Genomic DNA, 26617 nt, shown 5'->3' with positions numbered 1-26617 from the left:
CGGCATTGGGACTAAGTCATGCCTTGCATACTTCCATTTAAACAAATGCTTCTGGCAAGCCTTGTCGCGTTTGGGTGTTCCCAGGCGCTGGCAGGTGTGGTGATCACTGGCACCCGCGTGATTTACCCGGCAGACCAGAAAGAAGTCACAGTAAAACTCAATAACAACGGTACTCAACCCGCGTTGATGCAAGCGTGGATTGACACCGGCAGTGTGGAGTCCACGCCCACCAGCTCCAAGGCGCCGTTTCTGCTTTCGCCTCCGGTGGCGCGTATCGACCCGACCAAGGGCCAAAGCCTGCGCGTATTGTTTACCGGGACAGCGCTGCCCCAGGACAAGGAGTCGGTGTTCTGGCTCAACGTGCTGGAAATACCGCCCAAACCTGAGGCCGGGGCAGACGTGAATACTCTGCAAATGGCCTTCCGTTCACGGATCAAATTGTTCTACCGCCCGACGGGCCTTGCAGGCACCGCCAGCGAAGCGATCGAGCAGGTGCAGTGGCAACTGGTGACGGCCCGCGATGGCCAGGGCCTGGCCCTGCAAGCGTTCAACCCGTCGGCGTTTCACGTATCGCTCGTCGAACTGGATTTGGTGGCCGGCGGTCAGCGTGCGCGCAGTGAGGACGGCATGGTGGGCCCGGGTCAAACCCGGCAATTCCCGCTGCCGACTCTTAAAACCCGACCAGCCCCAGGCGCACAGGTGGAGTTCAGCGCAATCAACGATTACGGCGCGCTGGTCCCGACTCGGACAGCACTCAAGCCCTGAACCATTCCTGACGTCTTTACCCGCGAGTCATTTATGCAGACCTCTTCCCGCTCCAGGCCGCTCCTGGGGGCGCAGCCTCGCTTCGCCCTGAATCCGCTCACCCGCTTGATACTCAAGGTATTGGCCGTCACGCCAGGCGCCTGGGGCGTCCACGCCGCGTTGGCGCAAGAGGTGCAGTTCAACGATGCATTCCTGCCGGAAGACTCACGCAATCTTGACCTCGGCAAATACCAGGCCGGCAACCCGGTGACCCCGGGGCAGTACCGTGCGGACGTTATGCTCAACGGCCAGTTGAACAGTCGCCAGGACATTCGTATCGAGGCTCAGCCCGACGGCAGCAAGCCGGTGGTGTGCATGGACCATGGCTTGCTTGAGCGCCAGGGTGTGAATATCGCCAAACTGTCACCCGAAGCCAGCCAGGCGCTTGAGGGGCCAGGCTGCGCGGCGTTGAGCAGTTTGATTCAGGGCGCCAGTGCGAACTTCTCCCCGGAGAACCAGGCACTTGACCTCAGCATCCCTCAGGCGGCCTTGAAGCGTAACTCGCGCGGCTACGTCAGCCCTGAGCTGTGGGACCGTGGCGTCACTGCAGGGATGCTCAGTTATAACTTCAATGCCAATCGCAACCGCACCCGCAGCGGCACCAATGACTCGGCGTTCCTGGGGCTCAATGCCGGCCTCAATCTGGGCGACTGGCGCTTGCGTCACAATGCCTCGATGAGCTGGCAATCGCGCAACGGTAGCCAGTACCAGGCGTTGGACAGCTACGCGCAACGCGATATCACTGCGCTGAAAAGCCAGCTGACTGTGGGTGAGTCCAACACCAGCGGTGAGATCTTCGACACCTTGTCTTATCGCGGCGTGCAGTTGGCCAGTGATGACCGCATGTTGCCCGATTCCATGCGCGGGTACGCTCCAGTTATTCGAGGTATCGCGCGCACCAACGCACGCGTCACCGTTCGCCAGGCGGGTAACGTGCTGCTGGAAACCACGGTCGCCCCCGGCGCCTTCGTGATTGACGATCTGTACTCCACCGGCTACGGCGGCGACCTCAACGTGAGCGTGGCCGAGGCGGACGGTACCGAACAAAACTTTATTGTGCCCTACGCCTCGGTCAGCCAGTTGCTGCGCCCTGGCACCTCGCGTTTCAGTGTCACCGCCGGGGAAACCCGCAACAACTTCGTTGACGAGCAGACGCGCCTGCTGCAAGGCACGCTGCAATATGGCCTGAACAACACCTTCACCGGCTTTGGCGGTGTGCAATCGAGCGATGACTACGCGGCCATCCTCACAGGCGTAGCGTTCGGCACGCCGATTGGCGCCATGGCGGTGGACGTGACGCACGCGCAGACCGATTTGGCTGCCGGCCGGGCAAAGGGGCAGAGCATGCGCCTGTCCTACAGCAAGAACATCCTCAGTACCGGCAGTAACTTTTCGGTAGCGGCCTATCGTTTTTCTACCCGTGACTACCTGGACTTCAGCAATGCCGTGCAGCTGCTCGATGCCGAAAAAAACGGTTGGGACACCAGCGAGTTCGGCCGCCCGCGCAGCCGCTTGTCAGTCACCGCCGACCAAAGCTTCGGGCCCTGGGGTCAGGTGTCGATCAGCGGCTATGCCCAGAACTACTGGAACCAGCAGGGCAGCGACGTGCAGTACCAGTTCAGCTACAGCAAGCAGTTCAACCGGGTGAGTTTCAGCCTGAACGCCAACCGCAGCCGGATGGGCCTGGGCGATATGGAAAACAGTTTTCTGCTGACCATGAGCATGCCCCTGGAATTCGGCGGTCCGGGCTATGGGCCGCAAGTGACGGCACAGCTGGGCCGGGACACCCGAGGCCATTACAGCGAGCAGGCGGGTATCAGCGGCACCGCCGGCGAGGACCGCCAGTACGGCTACGGCGCTACCTTCGGCCATGACGGTGGCAGCAATACCAAGAGCGCAGCCCTCAACGGCCAGTACACCGGCGCCCGCGCCATGCTCAGTGCCGCCCTGGGCCGGGGCGATGGCTATACCAGCGCGTCGGTGGGCGCCAGCGGCACTATGGTAGCCCATGCCGACGGGGTGACCATGACGCCTTATCGCGGCGAAACCATGGCCGTGGTCAGCGCCCCAGGCGCCGAGGGCGCGAAGGTCTCCGGCTATCCGGGCCTGAGGCTCGACGGCAGCGGCAACGCCGTGGTGCCCTACCTGCGCCCGTATGAATTGAACGAGGTGGCGATCGACCCGATCGGCAGCTCTCTGGACGTAGAGCTAAGTGAAACCAGCCAACAGACCGCACCGCGTGCCGGTGCAGTCGTGCACCTCAAATACACCACCAACCAGGGCCGCGCGGTGTTGCTCAATGTGCGCCTGGACGACGGCAGCAGCTTGCCCTTCGGCGCGGGCGTGACCGATGGCGAGGGGGCCACCGTGGGCGTGGTCGGGCAGGGCGGTCAACTGTATGCGCGAATCAAACCCGAAACGCGCCGCTTGCTGGTCAACTGGGGCAGCCAGGCGCAGCAGCAGTGTGCGCTGACGATCCCGCCTGGCCCCGGCGATGGGCAACAACTGCAACAAGTGGACGCCGTGTGTGCAGCCGGCAAACAGGTCGCTGACAGCGTGCAGCCCAACACCCAGCAAAAGGTAGCGTTATGAATATCGGCTCTTTGATCAAACTGGGGTTGTTGGGTGTGGCCTTGTGGGCCACGGCCGGCACGGCCATGGCGGTCACTTGTTCCTACATGGAAGGTACCCGGCCTGCCGTGGGCTCCATGCCGTTGCAAATCTCGGCTATCACCGTCGGGCGGGATGTGCCGGTGGGCACTGAGGTTTACCGTCAGAAGTTCAGTATGGCCTTGGGCCAGGCAGTGAAGCTGGAATGTCTTGTCGCGCCGTTTCAGCAGTGGACCGACCTTACCGTTGAATCCAGCCAGGCCCTGGCCAATGTGACCAGTGGCACTTATGCCAATAAGGTCTACAAAACCAGCCTTCCCGGATTGGGCGTTGCTTTCAATAGCAACGGTGGCCCGCTGCCCAGGCAAAGCACCAAGGCATGGACCACGTGTTCGGATGGTTTCAGATGCATCGTGCCGTTTGACGGGCCTTCGAACTTTGAACTGATCTTGATCAAGATCGGCGAGGTGACGCCGGGCGTGCTGGTGGGCAACACATTGCCGATCGTGAATCTGTTCGGCAATTTCGGCGACGCCAGAATGACCGGCTTCAGGATGGGCATTTCCGGCAGCATCCAGATCGTCTCGCGCACCTGCAGCACACCGGATGTCTCGGTGCCCATGGGCACCCACCTGGTCAACAAATTCACTGGCCTCAACAGCTCCACCGGCTGGACGGACTTCTCCATTGCGCTAAATGACTGCCCGGCGTTCAACGGCATATTCTCCGCCGCGGGTCCCGGCTGGATTTCGCAAGGCGGTAGCTCACCCACAGGCACCGGCACCAGCGGAACCCGCGTCAACAACACACTGCAATACCGCATCGACCCGGCTCGGACGGCCATCAATGCAGGCAACGGCATTCTGAGCCTCGACCCGAGCGCGGCCGGCACCGCGCCTGCCGCGACGGGCGTCGGCATTCAGGTCGCTACCAGCAACAGCGTTGCCCTGCCATTGGCGATCAATCAAAACACGGGCCTGACCCTCAGGAGTACCGAAAGCAGCTATGCCATCCCACTGCGAGCGCGCTACCTGCAAACCGGGGCCAAGGTCACGCCGGGGCCGGCGAATGCGTCGGCAACCTTCACGATCATTTATCAGTGAGCGGTGGGAACATGACCAATAAAGCGCTACGCATTCTGATTGCCGATGGGCAGCACTTCTTTCGCTTGAAAATCGAGCGGGCGTTGAACCAGTTGGGCTATTACCGTATCGCGCCGATACATCGGCTGGATGAAGTCTTCAGTGCTGTGGAGTTCGGCGATACGCCGCTGGATGTGCTGATCATCAATGCCGCCCTGGCGCACAGCGTGAAATTCGATTTGCTCTGGTTCATCAGGGACAACCCACAGATTCGTCATGTGTTGATCTATGGTCAGGGCGAACGCGCTTCGCCCGCGCTTGCGTGGTGCCATGTGCCCAACGTGCTGATCAGCGCGGCGCCGTTGCCTGATCCGGAGGCGCTGGCGGCGTTTATGGGAAAGGTCGAGTGCAATACGGGTTGGAGTAATCAGGGCAGTGGGTCAAATAATCCATCAGGCGCCCAGCCCATCACTGTTTCAGGGTGACCTGTGTGTTCGTCCCGTTGCTCTCTGAGTGCGATAAAACCGTGCTTCTTGTAGAAGTGAAGGCTGGGAACATTCTGCGAATACACGCTCAGTTGAAGTGAGGTTCTGGCTGCCTGCGCGTCCTTGAGCAATTGTGTACCGATACCACTGCCCTGATGCTCAGGCGCGACAAACAGCGCCGCCAGGGTGTCTTCATATACGCAACTGAAGCCCAGCACTTTCCCGTCGGCTTCAAACACACGGGTCACGGCGCTGGGCAGGTAGACCTCGCGCATGGCGCCCAGTTGGTCATGCCAGAAGGCGGGGTCGATAAAGTGGTGGGCCAGGATGGACGCTTGCAGCCAAATATCCAGGACGGGTTCCAGGTCGGCAGGTTGAAAGTGGCGAATCATAGTGCCTCAGTGTTTGAGTGAGCAGGCCGAACCCTGGCGAGACCGGCGCCGCCGCGCTTGAAGGTTCCTGCTGCTGCGATGGTGAGTAGGCGGCGAAAAGTCGGGCATTGTGCGTGGTTGGGGGCAGGGCAGGCGGCCGCATGGCGCAAGCCCCGGCTCATCGCCTGCAGGTGTTTGACCGTGGCATCAATCTCGTCGGCCTTGGACAGCAGCACCGCTCTATCCACATTGGCCTGGCCATTGGGTGACAGCATGGCGTGTATCTCGTCCAGCGACAGGCCACCCGCCTGCCCGAGGGCGATGACCGCCAACTGCTCAACGACCGCTGCTGCGAAATGACGGCGAGCACCGGGCGGGCTGGTCGATGTAATCAACCCCTTCTTTTCATAAAAACGCAGCGTATGGGCAGCAATGCCCGTGCGTTTGACGACCTCGGTGATATCCATTGGCAGACCATTGACTTGAAGTTGACTTCAACTTCTATGATGCCTGCGCAGGTTGAATGGGTCCATGACTAAGAGGTAGGTATGACAGCGTTGGAAGGGGTTGCGCAGGTGGTGTTGTTGGGGGCAGGGGCTACCGTGGTGATGGATATGTGGATGCTGCTGATGAAGGTGCTTGGCGTTCCGACCCTGAATTTTGCGTTCGTAGGCCGTTGGGTCGGCCATGCGTGCCGGGGGCGATTTGCGCACTCAAGCATTGGGCAAGCGCTTCCCGTTCGAGGTGAAGTAGCCCTGGGTTGGATCGCGCATTACGTCACCGGAGTGGTGTTCGCGTGGGTGCTGGTGTGGATTGAAGGCGATGCGTGGTTGCTGGCGCCGACTTTTGTACCTGCACTGGCGTGGGGTGTTGTGACAGTGGCCGTTCCGCTGTTTGTGATACAGCCGGCCATGGGGGCCGGGTTTGCGTCGTCCAGGACGCCGACGCCAGGCAAGAACCGACTGCGTAGCCTGATCAACCACGGCGTGTTTGGTGTGGGTCTTTACCTGGCGGCGTGGGTGATCGCCTGGGCCTGGGTCTGATGCAGATCAGCGCAGGAATTTGACGTACACGCACTCGGGGTCGTCTTCGTCGAGGTTCTCGATTTGCCCGCTGGGTATGAATCCGGCCTTTGTCATCAATGCCTGGGACGCGTGGTTGGAGGCGTTGGTGGAGGCGAACAACTTCGGCGTCTTGCAGGCCGCCTCGGCCGCCGCCAGCAGGCGCAGGGCCACACCCTGGCGCTGGCAGGTCGGTGATACCACCACAAGGGCAATAAAGCCGTGATCGAAAAAGTCGTGGGTGAGCACCAGGTACCCGGCGCACGCGTGGTCGTTGGCTGCCACCAGGCATTGCTGGTTAACCACGGCGTCGTGGATAAACACGCGGCGGTGGGCATGGGCAGCCGCGTAGGCGTCCAGTTCAACCAGGGCGTGTACGTCGTCGGGTTGGGCCTGGCGGATCAGCCACTCTGTGGCGGTGGGGGAGCGGTGTTCAGTCATGGGCGTTCTGGTTTTTTCTTCTACGTGGCGAGTGCCGGCTTCACGTTCATGTATGAGTCCCTAGCGCATAGGGATAGCACATTTTTATTACGCAACGGTAGGCGCGAGCTTGCTCGGGAAAAACTCTCAGGCGCCGTGTTCATTCAGAAAGTACGCGTCTGCGTTGACGATTTTCGCGAGCAAGCTCGCTTCTACAACAAAAAGGGAAATCTGTCGGCAACGGTTATCCGATTTTATGAAAATTTCTCTGAACTATCGCGCTCGGCACGCCCTCGCAACAGTATCCATACACAGGAGGGAATCCGATGAACCACTACCCAAAACCACCCTTCAATCCCCAGCAGCAGCCCGTTCCGGGCGACCAGCGCAAGATGGACCCAATGCCTGATTGCGGTGAGCAAAGCTACAAAGGCTCGGGCCGTCTGGCCAACAAGATTGCATTGATCACCGGTGCCGACAGCGGTATCGGCCGCGCGGTGGCGATTGCCTTTGCCCGCGAAGGGGCGGACGTCGCGGTGTCGTACCTGGACGAGCACGAGGACGCCAAGGAGACCGCTCGCTGGGTCGAAGCGGCGGGGCGCCAGTGCCTGTTATTGCCCGGTGACCTGGGCGACGCGGCGCAGTGCACGGCGATCGTGAATGACACTGTCGAGAAGTTCGGCCGTATCGATGTGCTGGTCAATAACGCTGCGTTCCAGATGACCTATAAGTCTCTGGAGGACATTCCCGACGAGGATTGGGTGAAAACCTTCAACGTCAATATCACGGCGATATTCCGCATCTGCAAGGCAGCGTTGCCGCATATGGCGCAAGGCAGTTCGATCATCAACACCTCGTCGGTCAATTCCGATATGCCCAACCCGACCCTGTTGCCCTATGCGGCCACCAAGGGTGCCATTGCCAACTTCACCGCCGGCCTTGCGCAGATGCTGGGCGAGCGTGGAATTCGGGTGAACAGCGTAGCGCCGGGGCCGATCTGGACGCCGTTGATCGTGTCCACCATGCCCGAGGAGTCGGTGAAGCATTTCGGTGGCAACACGCCACTGGGCCGCCCAGGCCAGCCGGTGGAAGTGGCGCCCATCTATGTATTGCTGGCGTCGGATGAAGGCAGTTACATCTCTGGCGAGCGCTATGGCGTGACGGGGGGCAAGCCGATTCTTTGAATCGGCACATCCCCCTGATTCAAGCAGCGTTAAAATGTGAAAGGGGGCTTGCCCCCGATAGCGATGGGTATCTACACAACTTTTGTAGCCACTGCCGACGCTAACCACGATGCGAAGCGAGCCGCTCTTGATCTTGCTCTTGATCTGCTTTTGATCTGAGGCGCCCCCCCAAATCCATGGCGGATTACGGGCACACCGAGCCTAAGCGAGGTGCCGAGTGGTGGGGCAAGAGCCCTTTGGTTACTTTGGGCTGGGCCGGCATTCCGGCTCTTTTCCAAAGTGACCCGCTGTAAAAGCGGAACCAATAGCAGCCGTGACTCAAATAACGGATATGTACTCGGTCAAAGTCCAGCATCCTGGTCGGCTCTTAGGCCGCCATCGGGGGCAAGCCCCCTCCCACAGGTCCGGCGTCACACCAAAGGTGTGTAGACACCCATGCCCCCGATAGCGACAAACCAGTCCACGCTTTGTTGACTGACACGCCCCGGACGGGGCGTGTCTTTTTTGTAGGAGCGAGCTTGCTCGCGAAAGACTCACGAGCGCCACGTCCCTTCAGGTTTACGCATTATCGTTAACGTTTTTCGCGAGCAAGCTCGCTCCTACGTTCTCATCGCACGCCGTATACGCATCCACTCTCGATAAGCCGCAGTCCGCTGCGCATCCGCACGCTTCTTCGCCTCCGTGAAGCGCGCCCAGGTCGTTGCATCGCCGCTGTAGTGTTCGATGATGTTATACGCCTGCGCATCCAGTCGATCCGCTTCGAAAAACATCTGGGTGTTCTGCGCAATCTCCTCATCCCACGTTTGCCTGGTTGTGTAATCCAGCACCTGACTGTTCATTGTGTAACGCCCTCCGCCCACTGAATTTCTTCTGCCCCGCACCAGCGCACATCGGTAATGCCGTATTTTTCCGCCATCGGCTTGGACACGCGCTTGAGGTTGTTTTGACCGAACCTGGGGATGACCGCCACGCCGGCATCGCAACTGGCCCAGTGCCATGCTTCGGCATTGTTCATGCGTGCCGTACGCACGATAAAGGACCTCGGCTCGCCGTAAAGTTGGTACTTGATGGTAAATAGCTCGTTGGTTTTCATGAGGCCTCCCTATGCTCATGAACTACAGATATTTGGCGTCAAAAAAAATTCAAAGAACTTGTCGGACAATTCGATGGGGGGCGGGCGGCGGTATGGCAGTCAGTCATCCACGGTAAACGTTACCCACCCGGCTCCGTCAGCGGGCCGCTCTATTTCGGCGATTACACCGCTGACGGAAGTGCCGTCCGGCATGTTCACCGTGACAAAGTTGGGATTGCCGGGCCACTGCAGGGGAGTGTCAAAGTCCAGGCGGACCAGGGTAGGCTTGCCGCTACTCGTCAGATTTACGTCAACGTGTTCGTTAAGGCGTTCATCCGCCTGAGTTCCCAAGTGACGAGAAGCCGTGATGATGCTGGCGGGGCCTTGATAGTCGTAAGACATCTTGCAATACCTCATGCAAAGGGCGGCGGATGCGCCCGGGTTCTTGTGTGGCAAGCGCGGGTCAGTGATTGTTCAATCCAAATGACCCGGCGGCGCCGTCAGTGCGTGTGGGGCGTTGCGGTGGGGTCGTCGATCTGGATGATCGTGCCCTGGCGCCAGGCGTCTGCACCGGGTGCGACTGCCGGTGGGGCTATATCGGCGCGTGAGCGCTTTTTCTCGGTGCTGTCGATGCCCAGGCGCTGATCGCGCTCGGCAACCATCTTCGGATCGGCCTGGCCGTCAGCGGTAAAGCCCATCATCAGTTGAGGCACACCCAATGGCAGGCGTTTGTGCAGGTCGGTATGCCAGGTGTGCCAGGTCTTGCCGTAGGTGTGCACCAGTTTCTCCATCAGCGCGTGCTCGGCCACCTCTGGAATGCCGGGCGCGACCAATTGGCCGGACTTCACCTCATGCACATGGCTATGCCACAAGGCTTTCTCCGGGGCCGGCAAGCTGTTGAACAGTTGCTCGCTGATGATGTACTCCACGCCCATCAACTTGGCGTCCTTGCGGTTGCCGTCGTAAATCACGCACTGGATCACTTCCTCGTTAAGGATGGCGCAGTAGTGGTGGGCTTCCATCTGCACGTCGGGGTGGCCGTTGTAGAAGTGAAAGCCGTCCAGATAGGCATTCAGCGCGTCGATGGGCGGGCGCGACTGCAGCAGCGCGGCACCGGTATCGAGTGCTCGCGTGCCTGGCGATTTGGCGTCACCCGGCGCCACCACGTTGGAGGCTGAGTCATTGCCCGCGCAAGCCGTCAGCGAGGCGACGCAAATGGCCAGGCACAGCGATGGGAGCGCAGGTTGCAGGCGGTGGATGTTCATTGGGGATTCCCTCCATGGGCAGTTAGAGAACATCTAGAAAGCCTGTCGAGGAGGGTGTTCAACCGGATATGGGGGAGGCGGCGCGCAAGATTATGGAACAACCCTTCAGCGTGCCGGGTCATTTTTTATAAGTGTTCAACAACGCCCAAGTCACTGGCCTCGCAGCGGCTGCGCAACGCTGTGGTTATGCGCCTCAATACGCGCTACTGGTGGATTTCGCGTCGGACGCCAGTGCCGTCATGAGCAACGGCACTTCGCCTTGTGCGGGTTGCCTGGCGATCCCGACGGAAAACACCCATGGTTATGAACTGGTGGTCGACGGTGCGATTCAAGCCTGCGCGCTGACCCTTGCCGACTACCTTGCAACGTTGTGAGCGCCCTGTGCAGGAGGATAGAACCCATGTCCATCGCCGCCTCCACCATCGACTATCTGAAAACCCGCGAGCTTACGCTTACCAGCGCCGAGTCGTGCACGGCAGGCAAGATCATCACGCTGCTGTCTGAAATCGAGGGCGGTGGGGCATGTATCGAGAGCGGCTATGTCGTCTACTCACCGCAAGCCAAACAACGCTTATTGGGCGTGCGTGCGTACACGATTGAAACCTTCAACCTCACCAGTTGCGAGGTGGCCCGCGAAATGGCCGAAGGTGCCTTGCGAGACAGCTCGGCGCACATCGCAGTCGCCACCACCGGCTTGCTGGGGCCTGACGACAAGGACGGTATTCCGGCCGGGACCGTTTGTTTTGCCTGGGCGTATCGAGCCGGGAAGGCGTTGAGTGTATTCAGTCGCAAAGAGCGTTTCATGGGCACCCGGGAGCAGGTGCAGCTGTATGCGGCGCTGCATGCGTTGAAATGGCTGCCGCATTTTCACCAGCGGGCCTTGGCGGGGGAGCGGGGTTAGCGGGCCGCTAGCCCTGCAGTTCGATATTCAACAGCAGCTCACTGGCGTCGTTCTTACTGGCGTCAACAACAATGCCATGATAAGTGCAGCTTTCGCCTTTGATCGAAACCGTGTGGGCCTTCAATAGTTGCTCCGGCCACGGCGCCAGGATTTGCAGCGAAACGCTCGCACCCGCTTGCACAACCTTTGCCATGCACTCGCAAGAAAGGGGGGTCACGCCGAGGAGCGTGTCTTGCAGGTAGTCGATTTTGAGGCGTTGAAAGGGGTTAACAGCATCATCGTGCATGGCAAGCCTCGTTGTGTTTTGCATTACTCCACGGAGGAGAGGCGGGATGATTGTCGCGAAACCACCATGTCTTCGAGGATTTCCCGAACGAGCCGATTGATCCCTGACTCGCCGTGATAAAGAGCACGGTTGATGTTGGCAATGGTGAACTGATTGGCATCGGGCGCGAGCACCGTCACCGACAGGCTGTTATCCGGATTGATCGTGCAGGAGACACGGCAGTTGCGCAGCCGCCTCGCAAGCGCGCGCTGGATTTGCGCTTTGGTCAACGTGTCCATGGGGTCACCGGATAGCAGGCTTGAACGGATCAAGGTTAGCTCAAATAGGTTGCACGTAAATGCTAGCGAGTTGATGGCAAGCCACTCGTCAGGGGCTCCATCTATTTGTTGAACCCTGGTCACCTGCGTCAGCCATATTGGGTATGGCTGACGCTTGCCTTCTCTATCCGTTATAGGTGAAACCTCATGAAGAAGCTCTATATGTGCCTGGGTCTTTGCAGTGCGTTCATGCTCCACGGCTGTTTCGACAGTTCCAATAACACCACCAAAGACAACACCAGCGGCAGCAAGTCCTCGGTGCAGATGCAGGAAGGCAAGGCCGACCAAAGCAAGTAAAAGAGCGCTTGAGGTTGTTCAGTCTCCCAGCAGCGTGGCGACAAAAGTGTTGTAAAAAACGCCCTTTGGATCGCATACCTTGCGAAAGGCGTTGAAGGCGTCGGTTCTCTGGCTTCGGTGCTGTGCAAGGTTCTTCAAAAAGGCCGGGTTGAAGGGGGCAGAGGACGTTTGCGAGGGTTGAGTGGGGTCATAGAAGGCGAACATTTTGCCGGTATGGGGCATCCCTCCCAGGTCAACCCAGGCTCTTTCGATAGCTGCAAAAAAATCCAGCAGGCGACCCGGGTAATCAGATGCCGGGGTAGCAGGCACGTACCCGATAAGGTCAAGGTTTACGAAAGTGGCATTGGGGGTTTTCGTGTATGTCCCGGCCAACGCCGTATCGCCGCCCCGCACAAAGCGGAACTCCAGCGGGGCAACGACCAGGAAGTCGCTGGAGCCCTTGATACGTGTTCTCACCGCATCAAGCCCTTGCCAGGCTTTACTCAGGCCACTGTCATCCAGCGCCGGTAGCTCGATAAAGTACGACATGAAAATGACGCGTGAAGCTTTGGTCAGCCACAAGTCGGAGTAGACCGCCGCGGCTTCATCGAAGAGCGTTTCGATGGTGAGGAACCCTGCATCAATGATCGCGCTTGCGGTGGTGGTGTTACCGCCATACTGAGCAGCGATGAGGGGAGGCTCGACGATGGGTTCAAACGGTATCAGGTAGGGCGCCCCGAACACGTTTTCTCCCGCGAGGGCACACGCATTCGGTACGTTTTTCTTCAGGTTTGGAACCTGCGTCGCAGGCGATGCAACCACGTCCCACCACAACACCAGGAAGTTGTCGGTGTAGGGATTGAGAAAGGACTCAACGCGGTCATGCTCCGTGAGCAGCGTTTTGAACCGGGCGATGAATGCTTGCTCGTTGTCACAGACAATGTTCTTTTCCTTGCCTGAGTTCAATGTCGTGGCCCATGGACGTGGCAATACCTCAAGGGTGACGGAGGTGACGATTCCCAATGCACCCAGAGACACGCGCGCGAACTGCAAGGGCGACCATCCGCTGACTGCAGGCGTTTGCGCATCAATGATACGCACCTGACCGTCCGGCCCCATGAGGGTGAACGCCGAGGCGGTTTCCGCAAAGATCGGTGCGTTGATCGTGGCCCCATGGACATCGACGGCTGTCATCCCGCCGAGGCTGAAGAAGCCGCCGGCGGTGGCGGTCTGTAGCATCATGTCATGGGCGGTGAGGAAGGCATCCAGCTCATCTTCGCGCACGCCGGTGTTCACGGTGATCGTATTTTCGGTGGCGTTGAGCACCATTGACTGATCACCATGGGGCCCCAAGTCTGCGTAACAAGACAGGTCGATAAGCCAGCGGCGGGGGTTTGGGGCGCTGCGATTGTCTTCGGCAACCAGGGCCGGCTGTGCATGCCGTTGGCCCGATACGCGCACCGTCGCGCCCGCCGCGTCGGCCTGGCGAATGATGTCTTGAAGCTCGGCGAGATGAGTGGGGGAGAAGTAGCCTTGACCATCGATTTCCAGGGTATCGACGATGTTCTGGGCCCAGTTTTTCCACGGTAGCGGCTGAACCTTGAAGTTCAGGGTCGTGCCCGTTACTTCATAGGCGGCCAGCCTGCCGTTATTGGCTGTTTGGACTAACGGCTCTCCCCGATTTTGGATGCCGGCGACGGCGGACACATAAGGAGTGACGCCGATTGCATCCGCCGGAATGCCTAGTGATGCCAGTGAAGGGCTGACTTTGTATAAACCATTTTCGAAGTTGCCACTGTTCCAATCGCAGGTATGCCATTGGCCTGTCGAATCCAGCCACTGAATCGAAAAGTTCATGACGAAAATGCCGTTGTTAAGGCAACCAATGCGCTCGACTTGTTTCATGTTGGTTTCCTGTTACGTGGTTTTTAATATGAGATGGGTGGGGTGTTAAAAAGGAACGCCGGCGCCAACTTCTAACGGCAAGTCACGAAAAGTTGGTTCCGGGTATCCAACGGAAAAGAACGTAGGTTATTCGATCAAGTTAATTGCGAACCCAATGATAGTTGTTCCTACTGCATCATAGGTCGCGATCTGGCCATTGGCTGCATACCCCACAAACGGCGTACCTTGGCCGGATGACCCCGCCAGTGCATGCCCATATACCGTGACGGCCAGCGCGTCGGGCGGTACGCCGATGGTTTCCAGGTTTGGTGTGGTCCGAGATTGCGCCACCGGGTAGTCGCCGCTGTTCCAAGTGGACGTGTACCATTTGCCGTCGCTCTTGAGCCATTGGACCTTGAAGTTAAATACGTAACCGCCCTTATTGTTGACGGTGATTTTTTGAACTTGTCTCATGGTTATCTCCTGCTGTTGCAGTTAGGTGGAATGAGTACACGTCAGCCCTGTCTCTTCGCGACAGGTTTTTATTACTTGAGATGATTGCACTGCTGAGAGGCGATAGTGAACCCAGAAATCAAACGGGTCGCCTCGCGCCCCGTTTACTGACTGCTGTCAAGTGAGTGAGCGGTTTGTCGCACACTGACCTACATCACTTATTAGATGGGATATCTTGTTTGTAACTGCCAACACAAGGTTGGAGGGCATCAGGATGATGTTGGACGGGGTTAGCCTCCTTGGCTGCTGGGTTGAGTCCTTTCTGACACTGAGGTGAGGTTAGTCGCGGTGCGGATGACCTGCCAGGTTCAGTGGAAAACTATTTAGCTATAAGCTCAATATCGGAAATACCCGTCGCGGAGCCTGTTCTCTGCGGTATGCAATGCCCCGGCCCGCCAATGGTCCGAAGCGTTGCACTTTTTACCTCAGCGCATATGCAGGATGATCGGGCTGCTGCTCGCCGGATCGGTATGCCCGCGCAACTTGCCCACCGCCTTCACATCGACGGCGCCGCCGTTGTTGCCCCACGTACCGCGCACGTAGCTCAGCACGTCGGCGATTTCCTGATCCGATAGCTGCTCACGAAACGCCGGCATGCGGTAGGCGTCCGGCATCCCGGCGGCTACCACGCGCTGTGAGCCGTTGAGGGTGATGTTGATCGCCGAGGCGCTTTCCTTGGCCAGCGCCGACGTAGCGCCGGCCAGAGGCGGCATCCATTCGGGCTGGCCTTTGCCGTCGAGCCCGTGGCACGAGGCGCAACGGGTCGCGTAAGTGTGCGCGCCGGGGGCATCCTGGCTCGCCGTCACCGCCTGATACTGCCAGGGGCTGCCGTCGCGCTGTGGGTCGCCGGGCAGGGATTTGAGATAGCGGGCGATAGCGGCCAGGTCATCGTCCTGCATGAACTGCGTGGAGTTGTTGAAGGCTTCGGTCATCGAGCCGTAGACCACGGCATGGGCATTACGCCCGGTCTTGAGGAACTGCACGATCTGCGCTTCGGTCCAGCGGCCCAGGCCGGTGTTGGGATCCTGGCGCAGGCTGGGGGCGTACCAGCCATCGAGCAGTGCACCGGCGAGGAATGGCGCGCCCGATTCGTCCAGGGCTTTCTCGTTGAAGGCCAGGCCACGCGGGGTATGGCAACTGCCGCAGTGGCCAGGGCCCTGGACGATATAGGCGCCACGGTTCCACAGCGCGTCCTGGTCGGGCTTGGCGGCGTAAGTGGCGGTGGGCGCAAACAGGCCATTCCACAGGGCGATAGGCCAGCGCAGGTTGAGCGGCCAGGGAATATCGCTGGGGATGTTCGGCTGGTTGGCCGGTTGCACGCCCTTCATGAAGAACGCGTACAGTGCCTTCACATCGTCGTCGCTGAGTTTTACGTAAGACGGGTAGGGCATGGCCGGGTACAGCCGACGGCCGCCCGGTGCCACGCCCTGGCGCACAGCGCGATCGAAGTCGGCCAGGCTGTAGGTGCCTATACCATGCTCGCGGTCGGGGGTGATGTTGGTGGCGTGGATCGCCCCCAATGGCGTGGCCATTTCCAGGCCACCGGCGAAGGGCTGCTTGCCGGCCAGGCTGTGGCAAGCCACGCAGTCACTTACCCGCGCGACGTATTCGCCGCGACTGACCAAAGCCGGGTCGAAACTGGTGGCCTGTTGCTGTTCAAACGGCGAGGCGGGCTCACGGGTCACGTACCAGGCCAGCAGGCCTGCGGCGACCAGGCAGGGCAGCGCCAGCCAGCCTGCGGTTCTTGCGAATCGGCGGTTGTTCATGGGCGTTCCCTGTGGGTTAACTGAAGGTGTGACGGCTCAAGGGCAAGCTGCGGATGCGCTGGCCGGTCAACTGTGCCACCGCATTGACTACCGCCGGTGCCACGGCAGGCAATGGCGGTTCACCGATGCCACCCATCTTTTCGCCGCTCTCAATGATCTTCACGTGGACCTGCGCCATGCGCGAGGGCGGCAGGATGGGATACAGATCGTAGTTACGCGCCCGTGGCATACCGTTCACGTACACCGCTTCCTCCAGCAATGTTTGCGACAGCCCCAGGGCTACCGCGCCACTGACCTGAGCTTGAATGATCGCCGGGTTGACGATGCTGCCCGGGTCGATGGCCTCCCAGATATGGTGGACCTTGACCTGGCCGTTCTCGATCGACACTTCGGCGACGACCGCCGCGTGCGAGCCAAAGGGCGAAGCCATGGCCACCCCGCGTGCGCGGCGCGTGCCGTCCTCTGCGGTGTAGGGGCCACGCTTCCAGCCACCGGACAGCTCGCCCACCGCTTGCAGCAAGGTGGTCAGCCGCGGGTTGTCGCGCAGCAGGTGCAGGCGCAACTCATACGGGTCGTGGCCACCTTTGTCCGCCAGCTCATCCAGAAATGACTCGTAGAAGAAGTCATTGAGGGAATTACCCACCGAACGCCAGTAGCCGAGCATCGGCGCGCCCTTGACGTAAATCTGCGCGATGCGCTTGTTGGGGATCGCATAACTCTTGCCCGACAAACCTTCCAGGGCGGTAGGGTCGATCTGCTCACCCTGTTTGCCACTGAGGGCTTCGGTCGGGCCTTCGGTGGCACTGACCGCTTCGATAGCCACCGGCAGGCCCTTGTCATCCAGCGCAGCGCGGAACTTGACCACCGCGAGCGGGCGCAGCACATCGCGCAGGAACTCTTCTTCACGGCTCCAGATCAGCTTGATCGGGCGGCCAACTGCCTTGGCCAGCGCGATGGCCTGCGGATAAGGGTTGGCCGAGTCGTACAGAAAATGCCGCCCAAAAAAGCCCCCCAGCAGCGGGGAGTGCAGGGTGATCTGCTCGTTACTCAGGCCGGTGCGCTTGGCAATATCGGCACGGAACATATCCGGCGCCTGGTTGGGCAGCCACACCTCAAGCGTGCCGTCGGGGTTAAAGCGCGCCAGGGCTGAAGGCGGCTCCAGTTGGGCATGGTTGAGGTATTGGTTATGGTAAGTGGCCTCGACTCGGGTCTTGGCGCCGGCCAGTGTGCCGGCCACATCGCCCTGGTTTTCGTCGTCGCGTGCCGGGCCTTGCTGGGTAGCGAGGAAGTCGCGGTATTTGTCGCTGGAGAAATCCGCCGGCATCGCTCGTACGGTCGAGTCGGCAGAGGCTTCCTGCCATTGCACCTGGATCGCTTCCACCGCACGCTTGGCGTGCCACCAGCGTTCGGCAACCACGGCCACGGCGCCTGGCAAGGTGTGAACCGAATGCACGCCCGGCATGGCCTCGACCTGGGCCTGGTTACGCAGGCCGCCCACGCTCATGCCCAGGCGCGGTGCGTGCTGGACGGCGGCGTGGAGCATGTTGTCGACTTTAAGGTCGATGGTGTAAAGCGCCTTGCCGGTGGACTTGTCATAAGCGTCCAGGCGTTTAACCGGCTTGCCGATCCAACGGAACTGGCTCGGATCGCGCAGGGTGATGGTGGCCGGGTCGGGCACCGGCATGTCGAGGGCACGACCGGCCAGCTCGCCGTAACCCACCGAGCGGCCGGAAGCGGCGTGTACCACGCGGCCAGGCTGGGTGGTCAACTCGCTGAGCGGTACGCGCAGTTGCTCGGCGCCGGCTTGCATCAGCATGGCGCGGGCGAGGGCGCCCAGGCGGCGCATGGTCGGGTAACTCATGCGCACCGACATGCTGCCGCCGGTGATACGCAGGCCGTTTTCCATCACCACGTAAGCTTCACCCGGCGGGGCGGCTTCGACGATAAAGGTGGCAGGGTCGGCATCCAGCTCTTCGCCGATAATTTGTGCCATGGCGGTGTGGGTGCCCTGGCCGCCTTCCATGAACGGGCTTAGCAGACGCACGCTGCCGTCCGGACGAATCTCCAGGAACGCCGGTACCTGGGTGCCGCGTTCAGCGGCGCCGGTAGCGGCTTGCACCCGTGACGTGCCCAGGGGCAAGCCAAAGCCGATGACCAGTGCACCCACAGCGGTACTGGCAAGAAAACGCCGCCGCGACAGGTTGATCGGCGCTTCAAATTTAACGTCGGGCAGGATCTCGGACATCTTCATCAGGCAGTCTCCTTCCCGGCGGCCAGGCCATCCATGGCGGCATGGATGGCGTTGTAAGTGCCGCAGCGGCACAGGTTGACCATTGCCGCATCGATCTGCGCTTTGGAGGGAGCAGGGGTGTGCTTGAGCAGCGCGGTAGCCGCCATCACCTGCCCGGACTGGCAGTACCCGCACTGCGCCACTTGGTGCTCGACCCAGGCCGAGACGACGCGCTTGCCTACCTCATCGGCCTCGATGGCTTCGATGGTGGTGATCTCGCGGCCGACCACGCCGGCCACCGGCGTCACGCACGAGCGCACCACATTGCCGTCCACCAGCACCGAACAGGCGCCGCACTGGGCCAGGCCGCAGCCGTACTTGGTGCCGGTCAGGCCCAGGTTGTCGCGGATCACCCACAACAACGGCGTGTCCGCCTCGGCCTCGACTTGATAGGCCTTTTGGTTAATACGTAATTCCATGGCTGGCTCACCTGCTGATCATCGGTTGGTGCTGCAAAATTCTTATAGGAGTGGTGCGACTGCACGTCGCCCATCGTCGAACTCTAGACCACCGCGCAACAGCTATCTATGCAATCGCCTTCAAGTTCAGAGGATCAGGCAAGAATTCAACAGGATTGGGTCACTGTCCTCTGTAGGAGCGAGCTTGCTCGCGAAAAACGTCAACGATAACGCGTGTTTCCTGAATAAACGCGGCGCCTATGGGTTTTTCGCGAGCAAGCTCGCTCCTACAAGAGCCTTCATCAGCCGCCAGTGAATTGAAACCCGCTCGACAGTTTTTCCTTCAAATACCCCACCAGCGCTGTCACCGATTTGGGTACATGAGGCGAATAGGGCCGAATCAGATAAATTTCATCGGCAAACGCACCCTTGAGCGTCCAGCCCTTCAACACGTGCACCAGCTTGCCGCTGGCCAGGGCGGCATGGGCGCTGAAGTCTGGCAGCAGGGCGATGCCCAGGTGGTTGAGCGCCGCGTCGCGCAAGGCTTCGCTGTTGTTAGTGGAAAAGCTGCCGGCGATGGGTACGGTGATGCGCTCGATGTTTTTGCCGCCACGCTCGAAGGTCCAGGCCGGTTGGTCGCTGCCCCGTGGGTAGTAAAGGCAGTTGTGGGCGCCCAGGTCGGCCGGGGTTCGCGGTTCGCCGTGGTGTTGCAGGTAGTCCCGGGTGGCCACCAGTACCGAGGTGGTGTCGCACAGCTTCCACGCCACGTGTGTTTCCGGCACCTGGAAGCCGTGGCGCACCGCGAGGTCGTAGCCTTCGGCCGCCAGCGAACTCAAGGCATCGGACACGTCGAGTTGGACGCGCACTCGGGGGTACTGCTGCAAAAAACCGGAAAGGTGCGGCACCAATTGTTGCCGGGCAAACGCCACCGGGGCAGTCAGGCGCACCAGGCCGCGAATTTCGCCCACCGAGTCGCGCACCGACGAGAAGCTGCGGGCGATCTGCGCATAGGCGCTGCGCACTTCACGGGTCAATGACACCCCGGCTTCGGTCAACCGCACGCTGCGGGTGGTGCGGGTCACCAGACGCGTACCGGTGGCTTTCTCCAGATCGGAGATGCGCTGGCTGACCGCCGATTTGCTCACCCCCAACCGTGCAGCGGCGGCGGTGTAGGTGCCTTGTTCTTCCAGCACCGACAACCAGTGAATGTGGGTCCACAGCCCTTCGATTTCTGCCTTTTCCATGAATGTATTGTTCGCATATAAGGACAATAAGTTCTGGATTCTGCTCTGGTTTGGAACAAACCGAAAGCCTATCGTGTGTCCCAACGCAACTCACCTGGGACCCATTGCCATGACCACGACTATCGAGCACTACATCAACGACCAGCGCGTGAGCCGCGATGATCGCTATCAGGACGTCTACAACCCGGCCACCGGCGAAGTGACCGCACGTGTGGCCCTGGCCAGCCGCCAGACCGTAGGCGAAGCCGTCGCCGCCGCCCAGGCCGCATTCGCCGGCTGGGCCGACACCCCGCCGATCCGCCGCGCCCGTGTGCTGTTCGAGTACCTGCACCTGCTGCGTGAGCGCAAGGACGACCTGGCGCGCATCATTGTTGCCGAGCACGGCAAGGTCTTCACCGACGCCCAGGGCGAAGTCGACCGTGGCATCGATATTCTCGAATTTGCCTGCGGCATCCCCAACCTGCTCAAGGGCGAGCACTCCGACCAGGTCTCCCGGGGCATGGACAACTGGACGATGCGCCAGCCGCTGGGCGTGGTGGCCGGGGTGACGCCGTTCAACTTCCCGGTGATGGTGCCGATGTGGATGTACCCGATCGCCATCGCGGCGGGCAACACCTTCATCCTCAAGCCAAGCCCCACCGACCCGAGCGCCGCGTTGTTCATGGCCGAATTACTGCGTGAAGCGGGCTTGCCCAAAGGCGTGTTCAACGTGGTGCAGGGCGACAAGGAATCGGTGGATGCGCTGATCGAACACCCGGATGTTAAAGCCGTGAGTTTTGTCGGTTCCACGCCGATTGCCCAGTACATCTACGAGAGCGGCGCCCGCAACGGCAAGCGTGTACAAGGCCTGGGCGGGGCGAAAAACCATATGGTGGTGATGCCTGACGCTGATATCGAGCGTACCGTCGACGCACTGATGGGCGCGGCTTATGGCAGTGCCGGCGAACGCTGCATGGCCATTTCGGTGGCGGTGCTGGTGGGGGACGTGGGGGATAAAGTCATAGCGGCCTTGAGTGAGCGCGCCAAGACCCTGCGCATTACCGATGGCCGCGACTTGAAAGCCGAGATGGGCCCTATCGTGTCGCGGGCCGCGCTGGAGCGCATCAGCGGCTATATCGAGCAAGGCGTGCAGGCTGGCGCAAAATTGCTGCTCGATGGCCGTGACTACGTGCCCACCGAACCGGGCCTGGAAAACGGCTTCTGGCTCGGCGCGACCTTGTTCGACCATGTGACCCAAGACATGAGCATCTACCGCGAAGAAATCTTCGGTCCGGTGCTGGCCTGCGTACGTGTGAATGATTTTGCCGAGGCCGTGAAGCTGGTCAACGACCATGAGTTCGGCAACGGCGTCAGCTGCTTCACCCGCGACGGCAACATCGCCCGCGAATTTGCGCGGCGCATCGAAGTGGGCATGGTTGGCATCAACGTGCCGATTCCGGTGCCGATGGCCTGGCATGGTTTTGGCGGCTGGAAGAAAAGCCTGTTTGGCGACATGCATGCCTACGGAACCGAGGGAGTGCGTTTTTACACCAAGCAGAAGTCGATCATGCAGCGTTGGTCGGAGAGCATTGAACAGGGTGCGGAGTTTGCGATGCCAGTCTCCAGGTAAGGTCTTACAAGTACTGCAAGTCCAAGTGTGGGAGGGGGCTTGCTCCCGATAGCAGAGTGTCAGTCACTGTCTTTGTGCCTGAAACACCGTTATCGGGAGCAAGCCCCCTCCCACATTTTGGATGGGTTCGCTCTGAATTGACGCGGTGATCTTAAAAGTCCAGTATGGAATTATAAGTACAAAACAGTTGCTGCTCGTTTTTCTTCACTCTTGCCAAACCAACAACAACCCGCGAGAACCCGATCATGAAGAAACGCCACCTTATTCCCGCCCTGGCCCTGAGCCTGTTCGCTTCCAGCCACCTGCTGGCCGCCGAGAAAACCCTGCGCATCGGTATCGAGGCGGCTTACCCACCGTTTGCGTCCAAGACGGGCGACGGCAAGATCGTCGGTTTTGACTACGACATCGGCAACGCCCTGTGCGCGCAAATGAAGGTCAAGTGCGTGTGGGTTGAAGGTGAGTTTGACGGTCTGATTCCTTCCCTCAAGGTCAAGAAAATCGACATGGCGCTGTCGTCCATGACCATCAACGAAGACCGCAAGAAGTCGGTGGATTTCACCCACAAGTACTACTTCACCTCCTCACGCCTGGTGATGAAGGACGGCGCGGTGGTGGATGACCAGTACGCCAGCCTCAAGGGCAAGAACGTCGGCGTTCAACGCGCCACCACCACCGACCGTTATGCCACCGAGGTGTTCGAGCCCAAGGGCATCAACGTCAAGCGCTACAGCAATAACGAAGAAATCTACATGGACCTGGCAGCGGGGCGCCTGGATGCGATTTTTGCCGACACCATCCCCCTGAGTGACTTCCTGTCGATGCCACGCGGCCAGGGTTATGCGTTTGTGGGCCCGGAACTCAAGGATCCGAAATACGTCGGTGAGGGCTCGGGAATTGCTGTGCGCAAGGGCAACACGGCGTTGGTCAGCGAGTTGAACGCGGCCATCGACGGCATTCGTGCCAGTGGTGAATACCAGAAGATTTCACAGCAGTACTTCAAGGCCGATATCTACGGCGACTGATTGTAGGAGCGAGCTTGCTCGCGAAGGACTCACAGGCACCGCGTTTACCCAGCACGCACGCGTTATCGTTGAGGTCCTTCGCGAGCAAGCTTGCTCCTACAGGTGGTCAAGCTTTTAATTCTTTCAAATGCTTATAGACCGTCGCCCGTCCCATGCCCAGTACGTTGGCGACATAGTTGGAGGCGCTCTTGCCCTTGAACGCACCTTCGGCATGCAGCGCCAACACCAGCTCACGTTTGTGATCGCGGGTCAGCAGGTTCAGGCTCAACTGACGCTCACGCAGCCAGCCATGCAGAAAGGTGTTGATACGCTCCTGCCAATCATCGCGAAACAGCGCGTCCGGCTGGGCGATCAGCTTGCTCGGCGACAGGAACAGATCCAGCGCGGCCTTGGCGTTTTCCAGCAGTGAGATGTTCAGGTTGATGCACAGCACGGCCAGTCTGCGACCTTTGTGGTCGTGCAGCACGGTGCTCAGGCTGCGGATTTTCTGACCGTCCCAGTTGAGCTTTTCATAAGGCCCGATATTCACTTCGCTGACGTCGCCGTCCAACATGTCCTCCAGCGACGAGTCGTCACCCAGGCTGCGCTTGGACAGGTTGTTGGCGATATAGTCGACGGTTTGCGTGCGCAGGTCGTGTAGCACCACTTCTGCATGGGGAAAGAACAGCGTGGCGATCGCATCGGCAATCGCCCGAAAGTTCTGCATGACCTTGTCTTGTTCAGCGGTGTTCATCAATGGGGCTCCAGGCGGACGGGGGAGAGCATACCAGCGTCCAGCCCGAACCGCGTGAGCTGCTCGGGCAGCGGTTCGCCGCGCACCAGCGCAGCGCTGGCCTGGCCCATGGCCGGGGAGGTCTGGATACCATAACCGCCCTGCGCCGCGACCCAAAACAGCCCCGGCACCTGGGGGTCAAAACCGCTGAGCAAATCACCGTCGGCTACGAAACTGCGCAGGCCGGCCCAGGTGCGTGTCGGGCGGCGGATCGTCAGGGTGGTGGCTTCCTCGATCTGGTAGATGCCCATGGCGATATCCAGTTCTTCGGGTTGCACGTCCTGAGCCTGGACCGGGTCGGCATTGGCCGGCGAGCCGAGGAACATGCCGGCGTCGGGTTTCATGTAGAAGGCTTCGTCGAGGGCCACCAGCATCGGCCAGTGATGGGTATCGACGCCGTCCGGGCCGGCGAAGATAAACGCCGAGCGGCGCTTGGGTTGCAAGCCGATGGAGGCTGCGCCTGCCAGCCCGCCGATATGGTCGGCCCAGGCGCCGGCAGCGTTGATGATGACCGGCGCGGTGAAGGTCGCATCCTGGGTACGCACATGCCACAGGCCATTGGCGTCACGGCTCAAGCCCAATACATGGCTGTCGGTGCGTACTTCGCCCTGGTTGCGACGGATGCCGCGCAGGTAGCCCTGGTGCAGGGCGTCGGTATCGATGTCGCACGCCGTTGGGTCATAAATTGCGCCGTGGACTTTTTCCCGGCGCAGGATCGGCAAGCGCTGACAGGCCTCGTCGGCGCTCAAGCGTTCCACCTGTGCCACGGTGGCTTTGGCGCTCAGGTATTGGCTATCGAGTTCGGCAGGATCGCCGGTGAAATCGACGGTCATTTCGCCTCGGGGTGTGAGCAGTGGGTGTTCGCAGAAACCTGCTGGTGGCTGGTCGAAAAACGCCCGGCTGGCCAGGGTCAGCGCACGCACTTGCGGGGTGCCGTACGCGGCCGTGTAGAGTGCCGCCGAGCGCCCGGTTGAGTGATAGGCGGGATGGTTTTCACGCTCCAGCACCAACACCTTGGCGTGCTGCGACAGCCAGAAACCAGTGGACGCGCCGGCAATGCCGCCGCCGATAATGATGAAGTCTGCCTGGCTCATGAAGAACTCCTGAAATAAGCATTGTAGGAGCGAGCTTGCTCGCGAAAAACGTTAACGATAACGCGTCCATCCTGTGTAAACGCAGTGCCTGTGAGGTCTTCGCGAGCAAGCTCGCTCCTACAGTTTGTAGAGGGCATTGGCCAGGGCGATGTCTTCCAGGCCCAGGCCGATGGAGCGGAAAAAGACGTGACGGTCGTAGGCCGGGCGTTGGGCCATGTCGCTGAACAATTCGGGCAAGTCGCCGACAATCGTGCGTTTGTCCCAGCCGTGCTGTTCGCTGGCGATCAGCATCTCACCGGCCGAATCCGGGGTGGTCTGGCGGTAGTCGCAGAACACGTGCATCTGGTTGAGGCAGTGTGGCGGCACTTCATGTGCACGCGGCGCGTTGGTGCTGATGGAGGTGATCAACGCGGGTTTGCTCAAGCGTGACGGGTCGATGACCGGGCCGGCGGACGAGGTGCACAGCAGGATCACATCCGCGTCTTCCAGGGCGGCCTCGCAGGTGGCGGCGAGGGTCAGGCGCGGGTCCAGGCAGGCCCACTGCATACGCGTTTCGGCGCTGGCGCTGCTCAGGCTCGGCGAGTACAGGCGGATTTGCTGCCAGTCGCGCAGGTTCTGTACGTAACGCAGGTGCGCCTGGGCGACCTTGCCGCTGCCGATGATCGCCAGGCGTTGCGCCGCCGCCGGGGCCAGCGCATCCACCGCCAAGGCCGTGGTGGCGGCGGTGCGGGCAGTGGTCAATTCAGCGGCATCGCACAACAGCAACGGCTGGCCGCTGTGCATCGACATCAACAGGGTCCAGGCCGTCACCAACGGGCCTTGCTCGCGCACGATGTAGGGCGAAGTTTTGACCCCGTACACCCCGTCTTCGGCCAGTACGCCCAGGTAGTTGATGAAATCCCCGGCACCCTGGGGAAACTCCACCAATTGTTGCGCCGGCTGTACCGCTTGCCCGGCGGCGAGGTCGCAAAACAATTTGCGCAAGATCAACGGCACGTCGACTTGAGCCAGCAAGGTACGAGCCTGGGCCTGGTCGATAACGAGGGGCGTCGTGGACATGGGGTTCTCCGGATGAACTAATTTGTCCATTATGGACTTTTAGTTTTTGTCCGCAATAACCCGAGGGAAAAATGAGGCTTATGAGGGCTGTCCCCCCACCCATTGTAGGAGCGAGCTTGCTCGCGAAAAACGTCAACGATAACGCGTGCTTCCTGAATAAACGCGGCGCCTTTGCGTTTTTCGCGAGCAAGCTCGCTCCTACAGGTGGTACTAAGGCTTGTGCCCTCCCACAGTTTTAAGCGCGTTTAGGCAGTGGCCTTGGTGCTGGTCAGGCACTCGATTGAGCGATCAACTGTGGTCTTGGCAATTTCGAGCAAATGCCACACTGCCAGGATCTTCGCCCGTTCAGGGCTTTGCAGCAGCTCACCGCAATCGAGTGCCGTGGCAGAGGCACTGTCGAGCAGGCTGGCGGTGTAGAGCAGGGCGTCTTCGAAACTCAGGTCTTCGTTGACACAGTGGAAGCCTTGGGTAGGCAGGTAATGGTCGATGGCGCGGTTGAACGCGGCGCGGTCTTTTGCGGGATCGATGGGTGGATCAGGTAGTACTTTATTCATGGTATAGCTCCGGAATGATCATGGAGCCGACACGCTTCGCGACTAAACGTAGGGTGGCGGCTGTACGCAGGTTAGTCGACCGGTCCAGAGCATCCGGCGCACCCGAAGGCGCCCCGCGCACAGCCACCATAAAAACGTTATGGGACCAAACGCTTGCTCGAATCCGGGCGACTAAACCCGATCACTGATTTGGCAGTGACGGACCGCAGACTAGCCACCGATTCCAGCAGGCACAAGGCGGCAAGGATTGTCTAGGAAATGTCCTGCAATTTAAAGAG

The 26617-nt window shown here is 60.4% G+C and carries 30 protein-coding genes; 11 read left to right on the top strand and 19 right to left on the bottom strand.

From position 1 onward, the window contains the following. Nucleotides 1-18: 18 nt before the first annotated feature. The 4 genes from JFT63_RS23010 to JFT63_RS22995 are packed head-to-tail and all read left to right on the top strand — an operon-like array spanning nt 19 to nt 4981. Nucleotides 19-765, top strand: a complete 747-nt coding sequence (locus tag JFT63_RS23010) for a fimbria/pilus periplasmic chaperone (protein ID WP_198844841.1) — start codon at nt 19-21, stop codon at nt 763-765. A 33-nt stretch (nt 766-798) separates the two neighbouring features. Further along, nucleotides 799-3396 (top strand): fimbria/pilus outer membrane usher protein, encoded by a 2598-nt coding sequence (locus tag JFT63_RS23005; protein WP_082629691.1) that lies wholly within the window; start codon nt 799-801, stop codon nt 3394-3396. Further along, the gene (locus JFT63_RS23000) at nt 3393-4517 is read left to right on the top strand and encodes a fimbrial protein (protein ID WP_057704105.1); all 1125 of its coding nucleotides are present in this window, start codon (nt 3393-3395) and stop codon (nt 4515-4517) included. The genes JFT63_RS23005 and JFT63_RS23000 overlap by 4 nt, the downstream gene beginning before the upstream one ends. An 11-nt stretch (nt 4518-4528) precedes the next feature. Then, entirely contained in the window at nt 4529-4981 is a 453-nt protein-coding gene (locus JFT63_RS22995) for a hypothetical protein (protein ID WP_057704106.1), read from the top strand. Here the strand turns inward: JFT63_RS22995 and JFT63_RS22990 are convergent. Together JFT63_RS22990 and JFT63_RS22985 are read right to left on the bottom strand one after the other, a co-directional pair. Further along, nucleotides 4924-5373: an N-acetyltransferase gene (locus JFT63_RS22990; RefSeq protein WP_057704107.1), complete on the bottom strand. Its 450-nt coding sequence runs from the start codon at nt 5371-5373 to the stop codon at nt 4924-4926. The genes JFT63_RS22995 and JFT63_RS22990 overlap by 58 nt on opposite strands. Continuing rightward, a complete protein-coding gene (locus tag JFT63_RS22985; RefSeq protein ID WP_057704108.1) occupies nt 5370-5819 on the bottom strand; it encodes a helix-turn-helix domain-containing protein in 450 nt (149 codons plus the stop codon). Before JFT63_RS22985 ends, JFT63_RS22990 begins: the two co-directional genes overlap by 4 nt. Nucleotides 5820-5900: 81 nt before the next feature. Here JFT63_RS22985 and JFT63_RS22980 point away from each other — a divergent pair, with 81 nt between their 5' ends. Then, nucleotides 5901-6395, top strand: coding sequence for a DUF2938 domain-containing protein (locus JFT63_RS22980; RefSeq protein WP_057704109.1), 495 nt, complete (start codon nt 5901-5903; stop codon nt 6393-6395). A 6-nt stretch (nt 6396-6401) separates the two neighbouring features. On the opposite strand, the gene JFT63_RS22975 is transcribed toward JFT63_RS22980, so the two are convergent. Then, nucleotides 6402-6854 carry a GNAT family N-acetyltransferase gene (locus JFT63_RS22975; protein WP_057704110.1) on the bottom strand — a complete coding sequence of 151 codons (453 nt, stop codon included), beginning with the start codon at nt 6852-6854 and terminating at the stop codon, nt 6402-6404. A gap of 305 nt (nt 6855-7159) precedes the next feature. Between JFT63_RS22975 and JFT63_RS22970 the strand changes: the two genes are divergently transcribed. Next, on the top strand, nt 7160-8017 hold the full coding sequence (locus tag JFT63_RS22970) for an SDR family oxidoreductase (RefSeq protein WP_057704111.1): 858 nt from the start codon (nt 7160-7162) through the stop codon (nt 8015-8017). Between the two features lie 599 nt (nt 8018-8616). On the opposite strand, the gene JFT63_RS22965 is transcribed toward JFT63_RS22970, so the two are convergent. From JFT63_RS22965 to JFT63_RS22950, 4 genes are all read right to left on the bottom strand, one after another. Further along, the gene (locus tag JFT63_RS22965) at nt 8617-8856 is read right to left on the bottom strand and encodes a hypothetical protein (RefSeq protein WP_057704112.1); all 240 of its coding nucleotides are present in this window, start codon (nt 8854-8856) and stop codon (nt 8617-8619) included. Further along, entirely contained in the window at nt 8853-9110 is a 258-nt protein-coding gene (locus JFT63_RS22960) for a DUF6555 family protein (protein WP_198844840.1), read from the bottom strand. Before JFT63_RS22960 ends, JFT63_RS22965 begins: the two co-directional genes overlap by 4 nt. A 99-nt stretch (nt 9111-9209) precedes the next feature. After that, nucleotides 9210-9491 (bottom strand): hypothetical protein, encoded by a 282-nt coding sequence (locus tag JFT63_RS22955; RefSeq protein WP_057704113.1) that lies wholly within the window; start codon nt 9489-9491, stop codon nt 9210-9212. A 98-nt stretch (nt 9492-9589) separates the two neighbouring features. Beyond that, a complete protein-coding gene (locus JFT63_RS22950; protein WP_186561947.1) occupies nt 9590-10354 on the bottom strand; it encodes an OBAP family protein in 765 nt (254 codons plus the stop codon). Nucleotides 10355-10485: 131 nt separating this feature from the next. On the opposite strand from JFT63_RS22950, the gene JFT63_RS22945 reads away from it, so the two are divergent. Together JFT63_RS22945 and JFT63_RS22940 are read left to right on the top strand one after the other, a co-directional pair. Continuing rightward, nucleotides 10486-10728, top strand: coding sequence for a hypothetical protein (locus JFT63_RS22945; protein WP_416146417.1), 243 nt, complete (start codon nt 10486-10488; stop codon nt 10726-10728). Between the two features lie 26 nt (nt 10729-10754). Further along, entirely contained in the window at nt 10755-11255 is a 501-nt protein-coding gene (locus tag JFT63_RS22940; RefSeq protein ID WP_057704116.1) for a CinA family protein, read from the top strand. A gap of 7 nt (nt 11256-11262) precedes the next feature. Here JFT63_RS22940 and JFT63_RS22935 read toward each other — a convergent pair whose 3' ends face one another. Together JFT63_RS22935 and JFT63_RS22930 are read right to left on the bottom strand one after the other, a co-directional pair. Next, nucleotides 11263-11541, bottom strand: coding sequence for a hypothetical protein (locus JFT63_RS22935; protein WP_198844839.1), 279 nt, complete (start codon nt 11539-11541; stop codon nt 11263-11265). 23 nt (nt 11542-11564) lie between these two features. Continuing rightward, complete coding sequence (locus JFT63_RS22930) at nt 11565-11819, bottom strand: hypothetical protein (RefSeq protein ID WP_057704165.1); 255 nt, start codon at nt 11817-11819, stop codon at nt 11565-11567. A gap of 186 nt (nt 11820-12005) precedes the next feature. Here JFT63_RS22930 and JFT63_RS22925 point away from each other — a divergent pair, with 186 nt between their 5' ends. Then, complete coding sequence (locus JFT63_RS22925) at nt 12006-12155, top strand: hypothetical protein (protein WP_167346951.1); 150 nt, start codon at nt 12006-12008, stop codon at nt 12153-12155. An 18-nt stretch (nt 12156-12173) separates the two neighbouring features. Here the strand turns inward: JFT63_RS22925 and JFT63_RS22920 are convergent, their stop codons facing one another. From JFT63_RS22920 to JFT63_RS22895, 6 genes are all read right to left on the bottom strand, one after another. After that, a complete protein-coding gene (locus JFT63_RS22920; protein ID WP_198844838.1) occupies nt 12174-14039 on the bottom strand; it encodes a D-arabinono-1,4-lactone oxidase in 1866 nt (621 codons plus the stop codon). A gap of 126 nt (nt 14040-14165) precedes the next feature. After that, the gene (locus JFT63_RS22915; protein ID WP_057704119.1) at nt 14166-14492 is read right to left on the bottom strand and encodes a hypothetical protein; all 327 of its coding nucleotides are present in this window, start codon (nt 14490-14492) and stop codon (nt 14166-14168) included. A gap of 464 nt (nt 14493-14956) precedes the next feature. Beyond that, the gene (locus JFT63_RS22910) at nt 14957-16297 is read right to left on the bottom strand and encodes a c-type cytochrome (RefSeq protein WP_198844837.1); all 1341 of its coding nucleotides are present in this window, start codon (nt 16295-16297) and stop codon (nt 14957-14959) included. 16 nt (nt 16298-16313) lie between these two features. Continuing rightward, nucleotides 16314-18548, bottom strand: a complete 2235-nt coding sequence (locus JFT63_RS22905) for a xanthine dehydrogenase family protein molybdopterin-binding subunit (protein WP_198844836.1) — start codon at nt 18546-18548, stop codon at nt 16314-16316. Then, nucleotides 18548-19006, bottom strand: a complete 459-nt coding sequence (locus JFT63_RS22900; protein ID WP_032876571.1) for a (2Fe-2S)-binding protein — start codon at nt 19004-19006, stop codon at nt 18548-18550. Before JFT63_RS22900 ends, JFT63_RS22905 begins: the two co-directional genes overlap by 1 nt. A gap of 281 nt (nt 19007-19287) precedes the next feature. After that, a complete protein-coding gene (locus tag JFT63_RS22895) occupies nt 19288-20229 on the bottom strand; it encodes a LysR family transcriptional regulator (protein WP_186561937.1) in 942 nt (313 codons plus the stop codon). 109 nt (nt 20230-20338) lie between these two features. Between JFT63_RS22895 and JFT63_RS22890 the strand changes: the two genes are divergently transcribed. Beyond that, nucleotides 20339-21838, top strand: coding sequence for a CoA-acylating methylmalonate-semialdehyde dehydrogenase (locus JFT63_RS22890; RefSeq protein WP_198844835.1), 1500 nt, complete (start codon nt 20339-20341; stop codon nt 21836-21838). A gap of 245 nt (nt 21839-22083) precedes the next feature. Next, nucleotides 22084-22860, top strand: coding sequence for an ABC transporter substrate-binding protein (locus JFT63_RS22885; RefSeq protein ID WP_057704124.1), 777 nt, complete (start codon nt 22084-22086; stop codon nt 22858-22860). Between the two features lie 106 nt (nt 22861-22966). On the opposite strand, the gene JFT63_RS22880 is transcribed toward JFT63_RS22885, so the two are convergent. From JFT63_RS22880 to JFT63_RS22865, 4 genes are all read right to left on the bottom strand, one after another. Next, nucleotides 22967-23593, bottom strand: coding sequence for a helix-turn-helix transcriptional regulator (locus tag JFT63_RS22880; protein WP_198844834.1), 627 nt, complete (start codon nt 23591-23593; stop codon nt 22967-22969). Continuing rightward, complete coding sequence (locus tag JFT63_RS22875) at nt 23593-24726, bottom strand: NAD(P)/FAD-dependent oxidoreductase (protein WP_198844833.1); 1134 nt, start codon at nt 24724-24726, stop codon at nt 23593-23595. Before JFT63_RS22875 ends, JFT63_RS22880 begins: the two co-directional genes overlap by 1 nt. A 117-nt stretch (nt 24727-24843) precedes the next feature. Next, on the bottom strand, nt 24844-25785 hold the full coding sequence (locus JFT63_RS22870; RefSeq protein ID WP_057704127.1) for an ornithine cyclodeaminase family protein: 942 nt from the start codon (nt 25783-25785) through the stop codon (nt 24844-24846). Nucleotides 25786-26030: 245 nt separating this feature from the next. After that, on the bottom strand, nt 26031-26339 hold the full coding sequence (locus JFT63_RS22865; protein ID WP_057704128.1) for a DUF6124 family protein: 309 nt from the start codon (nt 26337-26339) through the stop codon (nt 26031-26033). Between the last annotated feature and the right edge of the window lie 278 nt (nt 26340-26617).

This window comes from Pseudomonas sp. MF7453, assembly GCF_016405455.1.
In the GTDB taxonomy this organism is placed as follows: Bacteria; Pseudomonadota; Gammaproteobacteria; order Pseudomonadales; family Pseudomonadaceae; genus Aquipseudomonas; species Aquipseudomonas paralactis.
This window is presented reverse-complemented; position numbering and strand designations above follow the sequence as displayed.